Annotated in this window: 11 protein-coding genes; 1 reads left to right on the plus strand and 10 read right to left on the minus strand. The window is 45.7% G+C overall.

Going from position 1 to position 16,797, the window contains the following annotated elements:
• Nucleotides 1–104: 104 nt before the first annotated feature.
• The 8 genes from QUB39_RS26775 to QUB39_RS26810 all read right to left on the minus strand — a co-directional run bounded on the left by QUB39_RS26775 (nt 105) and on the right by QUB39_RS26810 (nt 13,878).
• Entirely contained in the window at nt 105–728 is a 624-nt protein-coding gene (locus QUB39_RS26775) for a hypothetical protein (protein ID WP_333058100.1), read from the minus strand.
• An 833-nt stretch (nt 729–1,561) separates the two neighbouring features.
• A complete protein-coding gene (locus QUB39_RS26780; RefSeq protein ID WP_333058099.1) occupies nt 1,562–3,943 on the minus strand; it encodes an ATP-binding protein in 2,382 nt (793 codons plus the stop codon).
• A 595-nt stretch (nt 3,944–4,538) separates the two neighbouring features.
• Nucleotides 4,539–5,264, minus strand: a complete 726-nt coding sequence (locus tag QUB39_RS26785; protein WP_333212369.1) for a hypothetical protein — start codon at nt 5,262–5,264, stop codon at nt 4,539–4,541.
• Nucleotides 5,265–5,373: 109 nt separating this feature from the next.
• Nucleotides 5,374–7,407 carry a hypothetical protein gene (locus tag QUB39_RS26790; protein WP_333485195.1) on the minus strand — a complete coding sequence of 678 codons (2,034 nt, stop codon included), beginning with the start codon at nt 7,405–7,407 and terminating at the stop codon, nt 5,374–5,376.
• Between the two features lie 169 nt (nt 7,408–7,576).
• On the minus strand, nt 7,577–8,284 hold the full coding sequence (locus QUB39_RS26795; RefSeq protein WP_333212792.1) for a hypothetical protein: 708 nt from the start codon (nt 8,282–8,284) through the stop codon (nt 7,577–7,579).
• 123 nt (nt 8,285–8,407) lie between these two features.
• Nucleotides 8,408–9,493 carry a hypothetical protein gene (locus tag QUB39_RS26800; RefSeq protein ID WP_333212790.1) on the minus strand — a complete coding sequence of 362 codons (1,086 nt, stop codon included), beginning with the start codon at nt 9,491–9,493 and terminating at the stop codon, nt 8,408–8,410.
• A 180-nt stretch (nt 9,494–9,673) separates the two neighbouring features.
• Nucleotides 9,674–10,660: a hypothetical protein gene (locus tag QUB39_RS26805; RefSeq protein WP_333212788.1), complete on the minus strand. Its 987-nt coding sequence runs from the start codon at nt 10,658–10,660 to the stop codon at nt 9,674–9,676.
• A gap of 14 nt (nt 10,661–10,674) precedes the next feature.
• Nucleotides 10,675–13,878 carry a hypothetical protein gene (locus QUB39_RS26810; RefSeq protein WP_333212787.1) on the minus strand — a complete coding sequence of 1,068 codons (3,204 nt, stop codon included), beginning with the start codon at nt 13,876–13,878 and terminating at the stop codon, nt 10,675–10,677.
• A 136-nt stretch (nt 13,879–14,014) separates the two neighbouring features.
• On the opposite strand from QUB39_RS26810, the gene QUB39_RS26815 reads away from it, so the two are divergent.
• On the plus strand, nt 14,015–14,230 hold the full coding sequence (locus QUB39_RS26815) for a four helix bundle protein (RefSeq protein WP_333212785.1): 216 nt from the start codon (nt 14,015–14,017) through the stop codon (nt 14,228–14,230).
• A gap of 107 nt (nt 14,231–14,337) precedes the next feature.
• Here QUB39_RS26815 and QUB39_RS26820 read toward each other — a convergent pair whose 3' ends face one another.
• Together QUB39_RS26820 and QUB39_RS26825 are read right to left on the minus strand one after the other, a co-directional pair.
• Nucleotides 14,338–14,952, minus strand: coding sequence for a hypothetical protein (locus tag QUB39_RS26820; protein WP_333212783.1), 615 nt, complete (start codon nt 14,950–14,952; stop codon nt 14,338–14,340).
• 136 nt (nt 14,953–15,088) lie between these two features.
• Nucleotides 15,089–16,639, minus strand: a complete 1,551-nt coding sequence (locus QUB39_RS26825) for a hypothetical protein (protein WP_333212781.1) — start codon at nt 16,637–16,639, stop codon at nt 15,089–15,091.
• Nucleotides 16,640–16,797 lie beyond the last annotated feature (158 nt).

Below are 16,797 nucleotides of genomic sequence, written 5' to 3' on the forward strand. Positions count from 1 at the left end.
AGCGATTTTATCATGATCTGACCTCTGTCTCACATTTATTTGAAATGACTATAACTTCGATCGCAGTCTTGGGACGGTGCGATCGTACAATGTACTAGGGAACTTCAAAGGCACGGAAGGGTTGGGCGAGTCAACTGAACAATTTGCCTTAAAATACCTAGAATTAGTTGAATGTTTTCAATAAAATGCTCTGTTGTTTCAATATAAACCGTCCTATCTTCTAGTTTCATGAACCTCCAGATACTGCCTGTTGTCACTGCACCATAAACACAGGAAATGCTGTTATCTTTTTGAATATTAAAAATCTGGGCTGCCAACATTTCTGCAATGCACGGGGCAATTCCCGATTTGATATTGTCATTCTTGGCTTCGACAAGTGTAAACACGGGAGCATTTAAAGATAATTGTTCTGGTGAATGACTAATCATAAAGTCACAAATGCCATTCAGTCCTTTGACTCGATCAATATTAAATTCCGTACCGGAAAAGAGGCTGATTTGACGATCGCACCGCCTGCGGAGTTCAATCAATACCGGAGCGACTATCATCTCCGATCGCGCTTTTTCCGTGTCAATTCCCAAGGCTAAGGGAATATTTTCGGCTAAGGTTTCCTTTAAAAGCTGACTGGGTGCGATCGGTTCTACAGCCGTAAAGACTTCAGATACTTCTCTAATTGTTAAGCCGAGTTTATGCTTAATATCATCTAGGGAAAATTCGCTATAAGACATAATAGTTGCACCTTTCACTCCGTCGCTCTAATTTTATATTTAGATCGCGTTCGTTAAGCCAGGAAGCTATTCATAGCTTTGTCCCGATTTTGGTAGGTTTTTACGAACGGATGTTCCCAACAGATATGACCAATAATAACCTTTGTTCCCGATAAGAGCTCGCTCTGAATCTCCAACTGAGCGCTAATCTGCTCGACCCGCTGCCACATTCCACCCAGACCAAATCCGCTGACTTGCTACTGCGGATCGAACCCGCATCTGTCGTTACGTACAGACAGGTACAGCCGATAGCAGGGAGTAAACAATCAAGTGAGCGTGAGTTGTTAGCAGATTATCGGCTGTACCTCTGCTCGGCATTGCTCTGTCAAATCGTGCTGCTCTGAACAAAATCGTCCTAATGCTTTGCGATCTACTGAACGTCATATATCAATATCTGAGGTACGAACTCTAAAAACCGAGTTAACTTTGCTCGCAGTCTTGGGATTTGGTGATCGTACAATCTGCCGAACGTCATATATCGATATCTGAGGTACACACTCTCACCGCAGAGTTGATTTTGCTCGCAGTCTTGGGATTTGGTGATCGTACAATCTGCCGAACGTCATATATCGATATCTGAGGTACGGGTTGTAAACACAGAGTTAACTTTGAGCGCAATCGTGGGATGGTGAGCTCGCCTAATCTACCGAAATGCACTCGGTGAACGTCATATATCGATATATGAGGTACGATTCTCAAAACCGAGTTAACTTTGAGAATAGTCTTGGGATTTGGCGATAGACTAAGGTTGAACTTCATATATTGATATATGAGGTACGAATCTAAAAACCGAGTTAACTTTGATCGCAGTCTTGGGATTTTGCGATAGTACAATCGGCCGAAATGCAATTTTGAGTCAAATCGCTGATAATATCTAAACTCATATTTTCCACTAACTTGGTCAAAGCCCCAGCAATTTGTTTCTGGGAGCGAGGAATTCGCTCAATTAACTGCCTTACCGCTTGCTCGTCTCCACAAGCGGCGGCTTTATAAAGCTTCTTAATCGACTCCCTCGGCAACACAGATAGCGACTCAGGAGTCAGTTGCATAACAGGCTCATCCCGTTCGGACTTCCTCGGCGACTCCTCTTCATAGATATAGCGAACACCCAAATGAAGCGCCATCTTCTCAAAAATTACTGTTTCTCGGAACGGTTTGGCAACAAAGTCATCGAAGCCATTCGACAAAGCGAGTTTCTTGGTTTCAACAAACGCATTAGCGCTCAAAGCAATAATTTTTGTATGGGAGCCGTCAGGCAGAGAACGAATTTTTCGAGCAGCTTGAAAGCCGTCTAAAAGCGGCATTTTCAAATCCATCCAAATTAAATCCGGCTTGTACTTTTGCCACAATTTAACAGCCTCAGTTCCGTTATCCGCAAACCACAAAAGAAAGCCGGCTGACTTCAATATCTGAGTTAGTAGCAACCGATTTGCAGACTCATCGTCCGCTACCAGAATGCGATAATTTTGTTGGTTGGGTGCCAGTCCATTCACTTGTTTTTGAGGCTGGATGTCACGGACTTCGCTCTGTGTTGCACGACTCACTTTAATGTAAAAACTGAAAACCGTTCCTTTCCCCACAGAACTTTTGACCTTGATATCGCCACCCATCAGCTTGACGAAAGAGCGGCTGATGGGCAATCCCAAGCCCGTTCCCGTTTGTGATTTCCTGCCAGTTGCTGTTTGCACGAACGGCTTGAACAAACTGCTAAGCTCGTCAGGCGCAATACCAGGACCTGTATCCTTCACTGAGAACTGGAGAAAGAATTTGGGTAACGGTTTTTTTGCCAGCGGCTGAAGGCATTTTACAGTCAGCTTCACCCTACCCGCCTCAGTAAATTTAACAGCATTACCTAACAAATTAATCAAAACTTGACGCAGCTTGCTTTCATCAGTTCGGATGTATTGCGGCACATCAGAACTGCGTTCAAAAACAAGTTGCAAGCCCGACGACTGAGTTTTGAGCTGAAATAAAAGTTTTAAGTCATCGAGCAAACTGTACAAGTCAACAGCAGTTTCTTCGAGGGTGATTTGACCTGCTTCAATTTTGGACAGCGACAAAATATCGTTGATTAGTTTCAACAAATGCTCGCCGTTGCGATTGATAATATTTAAACTCGGCTGCTGTTCCGGGGCAGTTTGTTTGGAGCGGACAAGAAGGTGGGCAAAGCCGATAATCGCATTCAGAGGCGTTCTCAATTCGTGGCTCATATTGGCCAGAAAGGTACTTTTAGCGCGATTGGCACTTTCGGCTGCAATTTTAGCTTGTTTTAGTTCCTTTGTTTTCTGTGCAACTTGCCGCTTTAAATCGCCAGAATATTCTTCTAACCGCTGGCGAGATGCTTTTAACTGGCAATTCATGCGCTCGAAAGCACAGGCTAGGGCTTCGAGTTCGGCAACACCGCTACCTAAAACTGTTGAGTCGAAGTCGCCACCAGCTATCGCCTCTGTTGCCGAAATTAACCGCAGCAGCCGCTGTTCTATTCTTAGGGAAATGGACAGCAAAAGGCAGATAGAAAGAACCAAAGCCAGCAGCACGAGCAAAATAGTGTTGCGGGTGTTGGCCTGAACTTTTTGGGTGAAGTCGGTTTCGGGTACAACTGCCACAATCAGCCAATTTAAGCCTTTCGGGTTTTTAAAAGGTCTGACTTGTAGCAAGTATAGTGAGTTGCTGGCAGTAAAGTTAAGATTTTGGCTGCTGTTAATAGCAGCGAGGCTGCCATAATGTTTAAGCAAATACTCTGTTGAAAGCTGGATTACTTTTTGTTGCAGAGCTTGGGCGCTTTCTCGCTGCTGGGTGTCAGCAGAAATAGACGGTTTTGGTTCAGTTACCTCGTTCCGAGCAATTAAATGCCCCGAACGGTCTAAGATAAAGGCTTGACTGTTAGGGCTAATGAGGAAATCGTGCAAGTTGAATGTTGAGGTTGGGGTGGGAAAAGCAGAATTTGTTTTTTGTTGAGGCAATATTGTTTTTGGAGAGTCTGACCCATTTCTTTCCCCATTTGGTTTGATTGTGACTCCGGCTGTTTGACTTGGGGAAAGTTGGTTTACCGAACCAATTGGAATTTGATTGTAAGTCCCTTCTCCTTTCACAACCCCTTCTTTTAAGTAGTTGTCAAGGCGGTCCCAGATGCGACTCGTTGCTTCTCCCAATAGGTGTGCAACTACGTCATTCATTGTCTGTCGCCCTGTTTGAAAAGAAAGCCACCCCGTTAGAGCTAGTAAGATTGAAATCAAAAGAGCGTTGGGGACTGTAAGCACAACGCGCAGCGGGAGGGCAGACTTTTTTTGAACAGAGCTTTTTGGGCGGAACATTGGTTGAACAAAGGAGTGGAGAATGAGGAAAAAAACGTTCTTCTTCAGAGGGGAGTAACACCATCCGTAGAAGAGTTCTCCTCTTCTGGGTCACCATCCCCGCTCACTCTCGTTATGCTGCTTGACTAATCCCTATTAGTAGCGCAGTTTCAAACGAATCTGAATCAGTCAAAAGCCATAAATTCTCAGAGCGAGCGGTTAGGAAAACTGGTTCCTGCCTGACTCAGCGCGGGCAGTATTAAGGAGATGATTGGCATCTCAACTAACCCAAGTTGCGTGCTTAAAACCACTCTTGACTGGTAATGGGTAATGGGTAATTGGAACAATTTGAGATTTGAGATTTGAGATTTTAAATTGATGGCTCGCCGTTTATCCCGCTCTGTGCTTGACCCCGGAACGAATGCACTTGCCTAACTCTGTCTAACATGAGTTAGATATGAGTAGGTTTGTGTGAGCGCTAGTTTGGTTCTTCAAAAACTATTTTGGCTAGTTCGACAATCACAGACAAGTCTACTCCGGCTCGTGCAGCAGCATCGGCCGCCGATAGATTGTGGTTTCTTACTAGAGCTAAAAATTGTCGCACGCTGTAGACTACTGGGTCGTTGGCTGCTGTGTAGCCTTTTTGAATGGCAATCAGCAATCCTTTTTCGACATCTGATGCTGTGGGTGCGCGACCTCTATCAACGTTCACAGTCGGTGACATTCTTGGGGTGACGGGAGCGATGCGAATTCCTAAGTGTTCTGGTTCTTTGTTGGTAGGAACGATGTTGAAGTTGTAAAGTCGCTGTTTCCCTTTTGAATCTACAGTTTTGATTGAAAGGTTAGTGATGGTAGCTGTGGTAGCTCCCGGAAAATTGAGCGCTTGAATGGGACGCAAGAAAACAGTTTTGGCTTGGCCGCTTGCCAACTGTGCATCGGTGCTGAAAACTATTTTTGAGGGGTCGGCAATTAAAACGTAGGCGAGAGCTTCATCGGTTGAGCTGAAGTCGATCGCACTTGCGCGGCCGGGATAGACTAAAATATCGATCGCACTATTGACGGCAATATCTCGACCCACAGTTTGATAGCCTGTTACTCTTGATTGAGCAAAAGCACAGTCTGGGTAGCTCGCAGCAGCGAACACTGCTGTGAACAAAAGCCCTCCGAGGGAAAGCATTCTTGGAGATTGGATGCGATTCGTCATGGCAGTTATCGGTTGATGTTGAGAAAATTGTTGACACTAGAAACGGGGATTTTATTTACTAATCGCCGCAGTCGCGTTGGGGCGACTTAACCGTTTACCAACGCCTCGGTCAACGGTAAATGTTGAGAAAGCTGTTAACAGTAATAGAAACCGGGGTTCCTTTATTAACCACAGCTACATTGGGGCGATTTAAAAGTTCTTCAGTTGCTCTATCTGAGCGGCTTTCCATCCGTTTTGCCAGGGGGCTGAAAAAGCCATCGAGGACGGCTGACCAAATTTGGGGGTCTCGACTTTCAACGGTGGTTGTACTGCCCCCAAACCTACCGCTAATACTGCTAGAGCTCCTGACTTTAGGCTCTGCGAACACTTGACCGACTCGTCCAACTCCCGACAGCACTGCGGTGAGGATATCCTGTCCGGCAATATCGTTCCCTGGGTCGAAGTAGCCTGAAGCAATCAGCGGCCCTCCGCCCTCTCCTGCAATCAAAATTGCGCCTTCTGGAATGGGCTGTTGTTTAATCTGACCGTTTCTATCAGAGTAGACGAGCGCCACAGCAGTAGCTTGTACCATGCGATTGGTTTTGCTGACGGTGCTGGCTTTGGCAATGACAACCGTGCCCTTCCGAAAAGCAATAGAGCCGTCAGTTGCCGTTACGTTGTCTGTGAGGGTGACGGCAAATTTGTCGTAAAGCTGTTTGCCTGAGCCTTCATCCCACAACAGGGGAACCGAAACTACGCCGTTGGCTGTGGTTCCAAGGGGAACCTGAGCTGTTTGGGAGGTTGAGGAACTTTGGGGCGTGCGGTTGAGAATGCCTTTTGCCCCTGGGGAATTTACTTGTTCTAGGGTTGGGGAGTTTGTTAAGGCAGAAGCCTCTGGAGCAGTTTCTGGGGAAAGGGTTTGAAATTCTGTATCGGCGGGCAAGGAAGTTGGACGAGCGCTCAGTCGAGCCTCCGTCTCGATTGGGTTATCGGTAGAATCGGAACTTATTTGGGGGGAAAGGGGAGCCGGAGTTAATTGGTTAGTGGGGTTTTGGGAGTTGTCGGTGGTTTCGAGGCTGTCCCCTCCATAAGGAAACTCCGGGTGTAGCCTTTCCCCGCTGGCGTTATTTGGGTGGCTATATAGTTTTTCTGGGATTTGCTCGAAAGAAACGTATGAGGGTGGCGACTTTTGGTTGCCGATATTGACTGTTAGGAATTCAGTTGTGGGAGCTGGCTTTGTCAGAGCGGCGGCGGTAGCACTTGTTGTCGCTGGAGTGCTTGGTGTTGCACTCACGGCATTCGCTATTCGGTTAGGGTCAAAATTTCCCCTAATTTGTCCGAGTTGGGCGAGTTGGTTCCACCGCTCAAACGGGTCGATTTTTTCTTCGGTTGGAGTTGGAATTAAAGGTGGTGGTACTAACGGTTTGGGTATGGGGGCTGGTGGGGGTGCGGGTGTTCTTGAGGGTACTCTTTGAGGTATGGGTGCGGGTACTGTTACCGTCCGCACTACTGTTCGGGGTGCGGGTAGGGGTTCGCGTAGAGGAGTAGGTGGCGGTGCAGCGCTCCGGGTAGCGACTAGACGCGGAGTTCGCGGAGTTCGTGGGGTTCTTGACGGTTTGGGCGACGGTTCTGTTTTGGGTTTTGCGGTTTTTTGCGGTTTTTCGGCTAACAGTTTTTGTTGGTCTTGGTAAGCTAATTTAGCCAGCAACTCCGGTTTTTCATCTTTAATGGTGCCAGAAGAGCTTTCTTTTGGTGTTGATTGTGCGATAGCTTCGCGAGGTGATTTAGGCTTGATAAATTGCCAAATCAGCAGTCCTAGCAATAGTATTCCACCAGTCAATAGCAGTATTGTCACTGCTCTAGGAACGCCTCTTTCGGAAACAGGCGGGGGCAGTGGGCTTTCCTCATCTTGAGCGAGTTGATATTGAGTTTCAAGTGTTAGGGGTGCATTGGGGTCGAAATTAGCAATGAAGTTTTCATCAATATCATCGTCAGAAGGGGAAGGGTTTGGAGAAGGGGAAATAGGGGAATTGATGTTATCGTCATCATTATTAGGGGTATATTCACTTGATGCAGTTGTATGATTCATATTGGCTGTAGTGGTACTATTATCAGGAGTGGTATTAATTTGATTTTCGGTTAATCCATTTCTTTTGTTAGTCATGGCTTTAGAGTTGAATGTGTTGTGTTTAACTGTACATAAAAAAGCAAAGAGAGAAGACTTCAAGCAAAGGGATGAAACATACTAAATGTTTAAATTATTTAGTTGTTACGGTAGGTTTTTAAATTTACCCACTTGCCGGTTCGTCCCCTTTCCATGTCTCTTTCCTCTTCTATGGTTTGAATTCGACAATTCGGGAAATTTCTAATCCGGCTGCTCTCAAAGAGTGAATAGTCTTCTCTAATTCATTAGCGTTTTCTTTGAGAGGCGATTTTGGAATTTCTACCCCTTTGACGGTGAAGGTTCGATTAAACTGTTCTCGGCTTTCTCCAATGCCTTGCTCTAGCACTACGCGAGTAGCAATTACATCTATTTCCCAAACTCCTCTTTTTATTTCTCTGGGTTCTGAGATGTGAGAGATATAGACTCCTGATCGGGTTTTTCCTGAATAGATGGTGTTGGGAACGAGTTTGGCAAGTTCGACCAAGGAAGCTTTACCAAACTCTGATTCCATCATCAAGGAGCCCATCCAAGCAGTTGTAGGAACTTTGGCACTGCCTTTAACTTTAATGCCGGGGTCGGGGTCATTTGTGCCGGGAATTTTGCCTGACCAAGCCCAGGTTAAATTTACCCAACTGGATACAAAATTTTGGATAGTTTTAGGCTCTCTGTAAAATTCATCTTGTTCTGCAATTCGGGCTGCGGTTCCGTCTTTGAGCTGGACAAAGGTAACTTTTCTTTGAGATAAAGCTCTCAAACTGACTGTATTCACTAAAACAGCAATTGTCAGGAGGAAAACAAAGCTTGTTAGCAGGACAAAGCACAAGGCTAAGGTGTTTTTAGATTCAGGGAGTAAGGGTTGGGATTGTGGAAATTTCATAGTTTTATTGGAGGGTATGAGGGATGGAAAGGTGGGGATATAGGGAGTGGATTGGGAAACTGGGTTTGAGTAGTGAGTAATAACTCGGTTCGGCGAAGAAAAAGCTACCGGAATTTTCTTCCCCTAGATCAGTTTTCCAGCAATAACGCCGATCGCGTTACTGGCAATATCTGTAAGCTGTTTGGTGCTATTGGCGATCGCACTGTACAAAGCAGTTCCTCCACCCTTGGCTATTAACACGGCTAGAACGGGAGAAAACACAGCTAAAAAGAATAAAAAGGCGATATCTGTAACTAACTCTGCATCGGACTTGACAATCACTACAGCGACTAATCCAACGACGATGTTGTACCCCAATTGCACTCCAAATAACGACATAAATCCTATTAGCCAAGCCCAGATTGGTTTTCCTTGCAGCGGCAGCAGCGACAAGCCCATTGCCAGAGGCCCGAATAAAGCTGTTAGCAACAAGGCTGCTTCTAAAATGTTGACAAATGCCCACTGTACTGATCTAAGAATTAAGCGAATGATGGGCAAGACAGTAGACCTAAAAACTTGTCCTGCAAAATCGCCATTTCCTATATCCTGAAGATTGGCAACATTGCCTAAATTTTCGACAAATCGCTGCAAGCTTTTGAGAGGTCCTCCATTTTGCTGTTCGGCTGCCTGAAGGATTTGTTGAGCTGGCTGTTTTTTGCTGTTCCAGCATTCCACTAAAGCTGAGCCAACTTTGCCCTGACATTCGCTGTAGAGTTTTTCAATTTCTTCTTTGCCAGCACTGGTAAGGTTAACGTCGCTCAGGGCAGTTCTGAAGGTCATTTCTCCGACTTGAATTTTCATAATTTCTTGCACTTGAGTGCTGCCTACAGCTTTGATGAATTTGACACTTTCAGCTAAGACTTTACCGTTGTTGCTGAGAAATACTACAATTACGAGTGGCCAGATAAACATGGCTACTAGCTCTGACCAAGACTGTTTTTCGATGATTTCTTTGCCACTGGTGATAGCGAGGTAAGTAACAGATATTCCCGCCAGAATTAGTCCTAGTTTGACTAAGGCAATCCAGAGAGAGGATTCTTGAGTGTTGAAGGTGTTAAACCAAACTAAATTCCAGGATTCGACGGTTTTTTGAGAGACTTCTATGGCATCAGAGAGAGTGTCCAGGGCTTGTCCTGCTGTGCTAGTTTGGGCGATTAGTTGTGTCAGCATCTTTGGAAGGGGAGGGGGAAGGGGAAGGGGAAGGAGAGGGGGAGAGTGGGAGAGGGGGAGAAAGAGGGAGAGGGGGAGAGTGGGAGAGTGGGAGAGTGGGAGAGTGGGAGAGAACAAGCGGGACAAGCGGAAACAGGAAACCCTTATCCCCTCACCCTCTCACCCCACTCCCCACTCCCCTTATTCACCCAGGGTGATGCCTCCCGGCATTTGAAACAGTCCGGCTTGAGTAGAAGAAGCGGTAGCCGCGGCAGCATCCTGCCGTCTCTGGGCTGTGTTAATTTCGTTGAGTTCTTCAGCTTGTTGAGCATTGAGAATGTTGGCAAAACTGCGATCGATTTGAGCTTGCTGGCCCTGCATGACTAAAGCACTTTGATTTTCTGCTGATAAGGCTGCTTGCTTAGCTGCGATCGCACTTTGTTGAGATATGTTTCTCATAATGTTCTGTGTGACATCTTGACCTTCTGAATCAGCACCCAATTCGATTGAATTTTGGCTCTCGCGATTAGTTTGCTCTACGTTCTGCTGGACAATTTCTTTCATCTGAGCTTGCTTTTGTTGAGCTTCTTTACTTAGAGTGGCTTTATTGGCTTCACTGACAGCACTTTCTCTTTCTGCGAGTTCTGCGGTATTCTCTTTGAGGCTGTAAGAATCTTGCGGTCTTTTCTCTAAAGCAGCGGAAAGTTTTGTCCCTTCGCTTTCGGAGGTGTTGCCGTCCATTATGCTTTTAACTGCTTCTTTTAGGTCTGGAACTTTCAATTCTCCCAGGAATGAAGATAGGGTTGATTCTATTTCACTGCTAAATTTTTCGACTTTGTTTAACAAATTGTCCCAGATGCCTGAGATGCTGTCGGAGATGGTGGAGATGGTATCTGAAATTTCGCCTGTTATGTCGCTAATTGTGTTTTCTATACCTCCTATTTCTTTCGGGTTGCTCAAGAAGTTATTAGCTGATTGTTGGATTTGGCTTTCTATTTGTTGATTGGGAACTGTGAAGCTGGAGCGGTGGAAAGTGCTGTTGTTAGGATTGTTTGAGGTGGGAAGCTGTGTTGTAGTCGGATTGCTGTCAGAGGTTTGAGCTTTTGCTTCAACAGAATTTAGTATTAAGCTCAGCCCAATTGCAGGAATGCCGAGGGCAAGTTTGACAAGAAATTTCGGTGATTTCATCGGTTTTTCTCCGTCTAGCTAGCAATAAGGTCTTGAGGGGATTTGTGTCCATTGATATCAGTGACTCCATTCTTGCCAATATTAGCTAATGAACGCCCTTCTTTAACGGCTTGTACATATTCAGAGGCAAATTGTTTGAGTGCTAGCAGTTGCCCTTTTAACGTATTGGGATATTGAGCCATCACTCGGGCGCGGGCTATCAATTCAGCTTGATTGTTAGCCACACTTGCTAATATCATTTCGCCTGGATAGTATCGGCTTTGCCAGAAACGACCTCCTTTTTCAATTAGCCAATTGGAATAAAGGTCGGCAGCTCTGGGAAGGAAAGCTTCTGTGGCATTCTGGCTAATAATTTCAGCCGGATACCCCAATTTTTTGATCCAAGAAGTGGCTCCGTTTGATGTCAATCTTCCGGTAATTCGATACACCATGTTTTGCATAATCATAGTTCCCGCACTACAATCACAAATACTGTCGATATCTTGGGCTAGCAAGAGCACTGAAATGCCATTTTTTCTACCCACTGCACAGAGTTCGCCTACTACTTCAGCAAATCCATCTTTTTTAAACAAAATCGAAAGTTCGTCTCCGATAAATAGGCTTTTAGGGTGAGAAAGTGCGTTGCGGATGCAAGCAGCGTGGGCGTTAATGGCCATTAAATACTGGTCTTGTTCGTTGCCCAGACCGCTAAGGGCAAAAAACTTAACAGCGGGTTCTGGTGAAAATGTACTCGGTCTGCCAATTGCTTTCCCTAAAGGTGACGCTAGTAAGGCGTTACATTGAGTGGTAATTTGGTTGATGGCAATGCGGTCGAAGTCGGTAAAGTTTGGCAGATTTAGTTGCTCTTTCGTGCAGAATTTTAGGAGGTTTTTGAGGGTTGGCATTTCTTGCCACGCGGTCGATTTCCAGCCTTTTTCAAAAGCCGTATTGTAGCGCTCGATAATGTCGGGGTCTTCCAGAAATTTTTTCAGAGTTAGCAGCAAAATAGCATCGACTCGCTGCGCTAATTTTGGGTCGCGGACTTTGCCCATGCTGATAATAGTCAGCGCTTTTCTGATAAACTCTTTCCATTGGTCTAGTCGGCGCGATCGCTCTTCTCTGTCGAAACGCCTCAAATCGGGTATTTCGAGTAGATTCGAGCTGCCAGAAGTGATGTCGTAGTACGCACCATCGTCGCCTAACAGTTTCACTGCTGTCTCAAAGGTACTGCCGCTTCCTGCTGAGATATCCATACCGACTACTGGGATATTAGCGGCTATTGCATCTGCTGCAAATCGCCATCCCAAAACACTTTTACCGGAACCAGACTCGCCTGTTATGACAGCGCGGCTGGTTTGGTTGTGCATGAGGTCAACGTACACGGGTTTGCCGCCTTTGGTGATGAATTCAACTCCTTTTGAGTCGATGTCCCTTACAGCAGTTAAGGGCAAAATACCGGGGACAGTTTCGGTGTCTAAGGTGAGGCGGCGTTCGTTAATTAGCGAACTGCTGTGCAACAGCCAGCTTACAGTAATGGGCAAAGTTTCTAGCCACAGTTGCCAAGCAATGTTGCGCTCTCTTAATACCTTGGCAGAGCCGAAGCTGTGGGAGAGCATTTGGCAAGCGTGTGTTAGTTGCTCCGGTGTTGGTCGGTAGACTAAGAAGGTGACAGCAGCGTGAATTGCTCTTGCACCTTTGTACATTTTTTTCTGGGCTTCAAAGGATTCTTCCTGTTTGACTTCTGCTCCTACATCGCGACCTTGACCTTTTTCTAAAGCGCGTTTTTTGGCACTTTTTGATTGTTTAGCTTGCCTTGCTAAGTTGTCTTGAATAATAAAGTTGGGAGCGGCGCTAATTTCGACAACGGCTTCAGTATCGCGGACATAGCTGTTGCTCATAATTTTCCAGAGCCATTGCAGTTGCTCTCTAGTATTGAGCCAGCCGCCGGGGCCCTCTTCCATTGTTAGCACGCCGCATTCTACGTTTCTGCCGGGAAGCAAAATGCGTGAGCTAGCTTTTCTGTGTTCCGGGCAGCTCGAACGACCGCTCATACCTTCAATTAAAATGGTGCAGGCGTGTTTGTGACTGTTGAGAGTTTCGGTTAGTTTGTAGTCGGACGCGGTTTCTTTTAAGGTGAGAAGTTGGGGAATAGGGGGTACGGGTGCGCTGTTGAATTTTTGCCACAGCCATCCCCACAATGCTTGGGCATTCATGGGTTGAATTTCCAGTCCAATTTTGGTGTTTAGCAAGAGTTCCCACCGGATATAGCCTTGCTCGAAAGCGTCGAGCAGCAGTTGTTTGTAAAAGCGTTCAGAGTAGATGCGCTGGTTGCCTGTAAATTGTGCAGCAATGCTGTTGGCTGTGTTGATAATTCCATTGATGAATTTACTCAGAGGGTCGTTGGATTTGGAGCCAGATTGAGCGTTGAATGTCCAAGTGCAGAAAATAGTTTGGTTCCACAGTTGTCTGGTGCCTGCTAAGTTGAGTTCTTGAATGCGTTTCTGTTCGTTACGAACGAGTACAGAAATGGGTTTGAGGTGACAGTTGTCAGCCAATTCAGTTAACTGTTGTTGGCGAACGCAATCGCTGCTGTAGCAGCCGGTGTGAAAGGTCATTTTTTCGCCTGGGGGAATATCTTTTAGCCCTTCTTCTAAGGCGGTGGCTGCATTGTTTACTTCATGGCGGTAGAGGATGTTGTGAAAGCCAGCCGTCTCGAATCCGAATACAATTTGGTATTGACTGCCTTCATTCAGTAAGTAACCAGAAACTTCTCGACCATCCTTTTTGATAGTGACTAAACACAGGAGGTTTTGGTAGTTTTGGAAGGGCATAAGTCGGCTGTTACCTCCTTGTTGAGTGGGAGCAACTTTGGGTTTAAGTTTGACTCGGACTTGTGAATCGCTGATTCGGTGGCGAATCGGGTTTGGTCGGTGTTGGGGAACGGGAGAAAGGTATAAAAGATTACCGTTGTACCACTCATTCCCCGGCGGAGGTCTAAACCTGTCTACAAAAAGGTGAGGTTTGTTACCTGTCAGGAGCCACCAGCTTACAATTAGCCAGAAAGTAGTGGTGAAAAACCAAGGCATTCCTAAGCTGAATAGACCGTTGGTGAGGATGTAGGAAATTACAGTAATTAGCATCCAGGGAATTAGCTGTTCCGCTGGAATGATGCCGATGCTGGCTTGTTTGCCGAGAATTTTGTTGACGGAAATAAAGTCTTTATCTGGGTCTTTAAGCATGGTAATAGGGGAAGGGAAAGAGGAGGGGGAGAGGGGGGGAGGGGGAGAGGGGGAGAGGGGGTGATTCGGAGAGGGGGAGAGGGGGTGATTCGGAGAGGGGATAATAGAAAGTGGAGTTAAGAAATTAGAGTTTGAAATGAACAGAAAACCAATTCAATCCCACCGAGATTTAGAAGTGTATCAACTTGCATTAGATGTGGCTATGCAGATTTTTGAACTCTCTAAAAAGTTTCCTATTGAGGAACGATATTCATTGACAGATCAAATTCGTCGGTCTTCGCGTTCTGTTTGTGCCAATTTGTCTGAGGCATGGCGTAAACGGCGTTATGAAGGAGCTTTGTATCCAAATTAAGTGATTCTGAAGCTGAAGCTGATGTTGAAGCCCTCTAGTTTTTATCGGGTTGTTGCAAGTTTTCAAACTTCTCCCCCTCTCCTCCTCTCCCCCTCTCCCACTCTTCCCTAAGCTCCACCTCCGCCACCGCCATTGCCAACGAAGAGGAAAGTTATTACATCAATGGCAATTACAATGGCAAAAGCTAAGGCGACTTGGGTGACAATTGGTCGCCAGTCATTGCCTTGTTGCGCTTGGTTGTAAGCAAAAAGAGACGCGGATGCTACTAATAAAAGAAATGCTCCGCGAATGAGGTTAAAAATCAGTTCGATGACCTCGGCATCAATGGCTTCGCCTCCCGCTGAAGAGGCTCCTTCTGCTAGCTCTGTCATAAATTCTTCTAAGCCGGAGAGGAAGATGGCGTTGGCGGGGGAATCGAGCACGGAGCACAGTGCAGTGGAGGTGATGATGGCAGTGGTAATGTGCCAAAATCGAATTTTGCAGCCGATATATCGCTCTACAATTGGGATTGCTTTAGCGGTGTGCCACAAACTCAAAAAGACTATGCTGGAGCAGCCTAAAGTTGTTATTAGGAGCGGGTCGTGAAGGCTGAAGTAGATGAGTGAGGCTAGGCAAATGCCGAGGAAGGGAATGTCGCCCACTTGAATTTTCTGTTGTTTTAACCAGCGTAATAATGAGTTGCGATTTCGTTCAGTTCTTGTCTGCTCTAAGTAAGTAGCCATGTCACTATCTCGATTAAATTAGTGCTTTAATGCCAATTTTAGTTGCATCTAATTCCCGCAAAATCACCAATTACGGTGATTTTTGAGAGTGACAATGACCCCCTCCATTTGGAGGGTGCAAGTGAAATAAGTTATTTCAAATTTCCATCTCGGCCTCAGTTTTTCTCGCTTCCTGCTTGTTGGAGTTCTGGTTTTGAGCAAGTTGCTGTTGGGATAGGAGATTTTCTACTACTTCTGGTGGAATGTCGCACAAAAGTACCTCAACATTACCTTTTTGGAGGCTGGCCTCAAAAACTATCTCGCTGTGAGAATTAAAGCCTTTGACAGTACCCTTCGACTTGGATTTATCGCTGAATTCGACTTCAAAGTCGAGGCGCGAGCCTTGGGAATCGGTAAAGCTCACTTCATCTTGATTGCTTCTCTTTACCATTTCAGCTAAACGTTCTTGGTTGAGAGCTTGTTGAAAAATCTTTAAGCGATCGAGTTCTTCTTTTTCTTCAGGTTTCAAGAAATCGTTTGTCACTTTCCACTCTCCAGTTTTATCCTGTACTGCTGAGAACATTTCCTCGCCTTCCTTAGTTTTTAAGCTGACAGCGGTAGAGGAGTCAAAATTTGTTACATAAAGTTTGGCTTCTCCCAAATCAACCCCATCTTCTAATCCAATGCCTTCCGCATTTGCTTCTTCTTCAGCTAGGCTATAAATTTTTGCCAGTGTTGCTGCAAGTTGAGAGTCCTGAGTAAGATTTTGGGCTGTCAGAGTAATTTTTTTAGCAGTAGCGTTAGCGCTGCTAGCTGGGATTGTTGATTCTAATGAAATTGTTTCACCTATTTCTGTTCCGTTTTGTACGAATTGGTCGCTGAGGGATGGAGTCGAGCTGTCGGGCGGTTCTACTTTTGCATCCGCAGCTTGAACGCCTGTCTCGCTTTGAAGAGAAAGTTTGTTCTCTAAAGCTTCTATTCGCTCTTCTAGGGTATCGAGTCGCTTTTCAAGTCGGTTGAGTGCTTCATTTATTTGTACGAGCTGTTCTTCAAAACTCGCCTCTGTGTCAATCTTAATAGAAGCCGTTTTTTCAGAATTGTTGTCTCTCACACTGCCGGAAATTTTATCAACTTTTCCGTGGACTTTGCTAACCGCTTTAGCTAAGAGCATACCGGGTGTTGAGACAAATTCGGCATCCGGTTCAGGTAAGATGTTTTGTTCCGGTTCTGGCTTCGGTTCAGCTATTGGTAAAGCTTCGGATTCGACCCTTGCATCTGCAACTGAATCCGCTTCAACCAAGTTGGTAACTCGCTGGGAGAGCGAGTCAGCCCGCTGGCTTTGAGCTTGGAGCCTTTTGACAATACCGGCAACTTGGCGCTCTTTTCCAGCCCCAAGAGCAGCTTCTATAATTTGAGAAGCTGCTTTTTTCCCCATCAGAGTAGCGAGAACCGCAACTTGAGTGCTCAGGCCACTGACAGTTGTACCTTCTACCTCACTTCCAGAAATGGCTGTTCTACCACTAACTTGTACAGCAGCATCGAGGATACTATCGATGTTCTGGTCGTTTGATTTTTTGCCTTGAGGTCGCTGTTGGCTAGTTCGGGTTTTTGAGGGTGTGCGTGCTAAGGATTCAGCAACTTCTACCGCTTCATTTGTCTGAAGTTTTCTTTTGGCTTGGGATTTAGTTGATAATTCTTCGTCTTCCAAATCTTCTCGCTCAGAGTTTTGAAGGTGGCTTTTAGTTTGAGGCTTAGCTTTAGGTTGAGGTTCTTTGACTTCAAACTCATCTAACGGGACTTAAACAAATTTTAAGCCCAAACAAAGCCTAAACTGGCTTTATAAGCGGAGAATACGTCCCAATTTTG

This window comes from Microcoleus sp. AT8-B5 (assembly GCF_036705565.1).
GTDB lineage: Bacteria > Cyanobacteriota > Cyanobacteriia > Cyanobacteriales > Microcoleaceae > Microcoleus.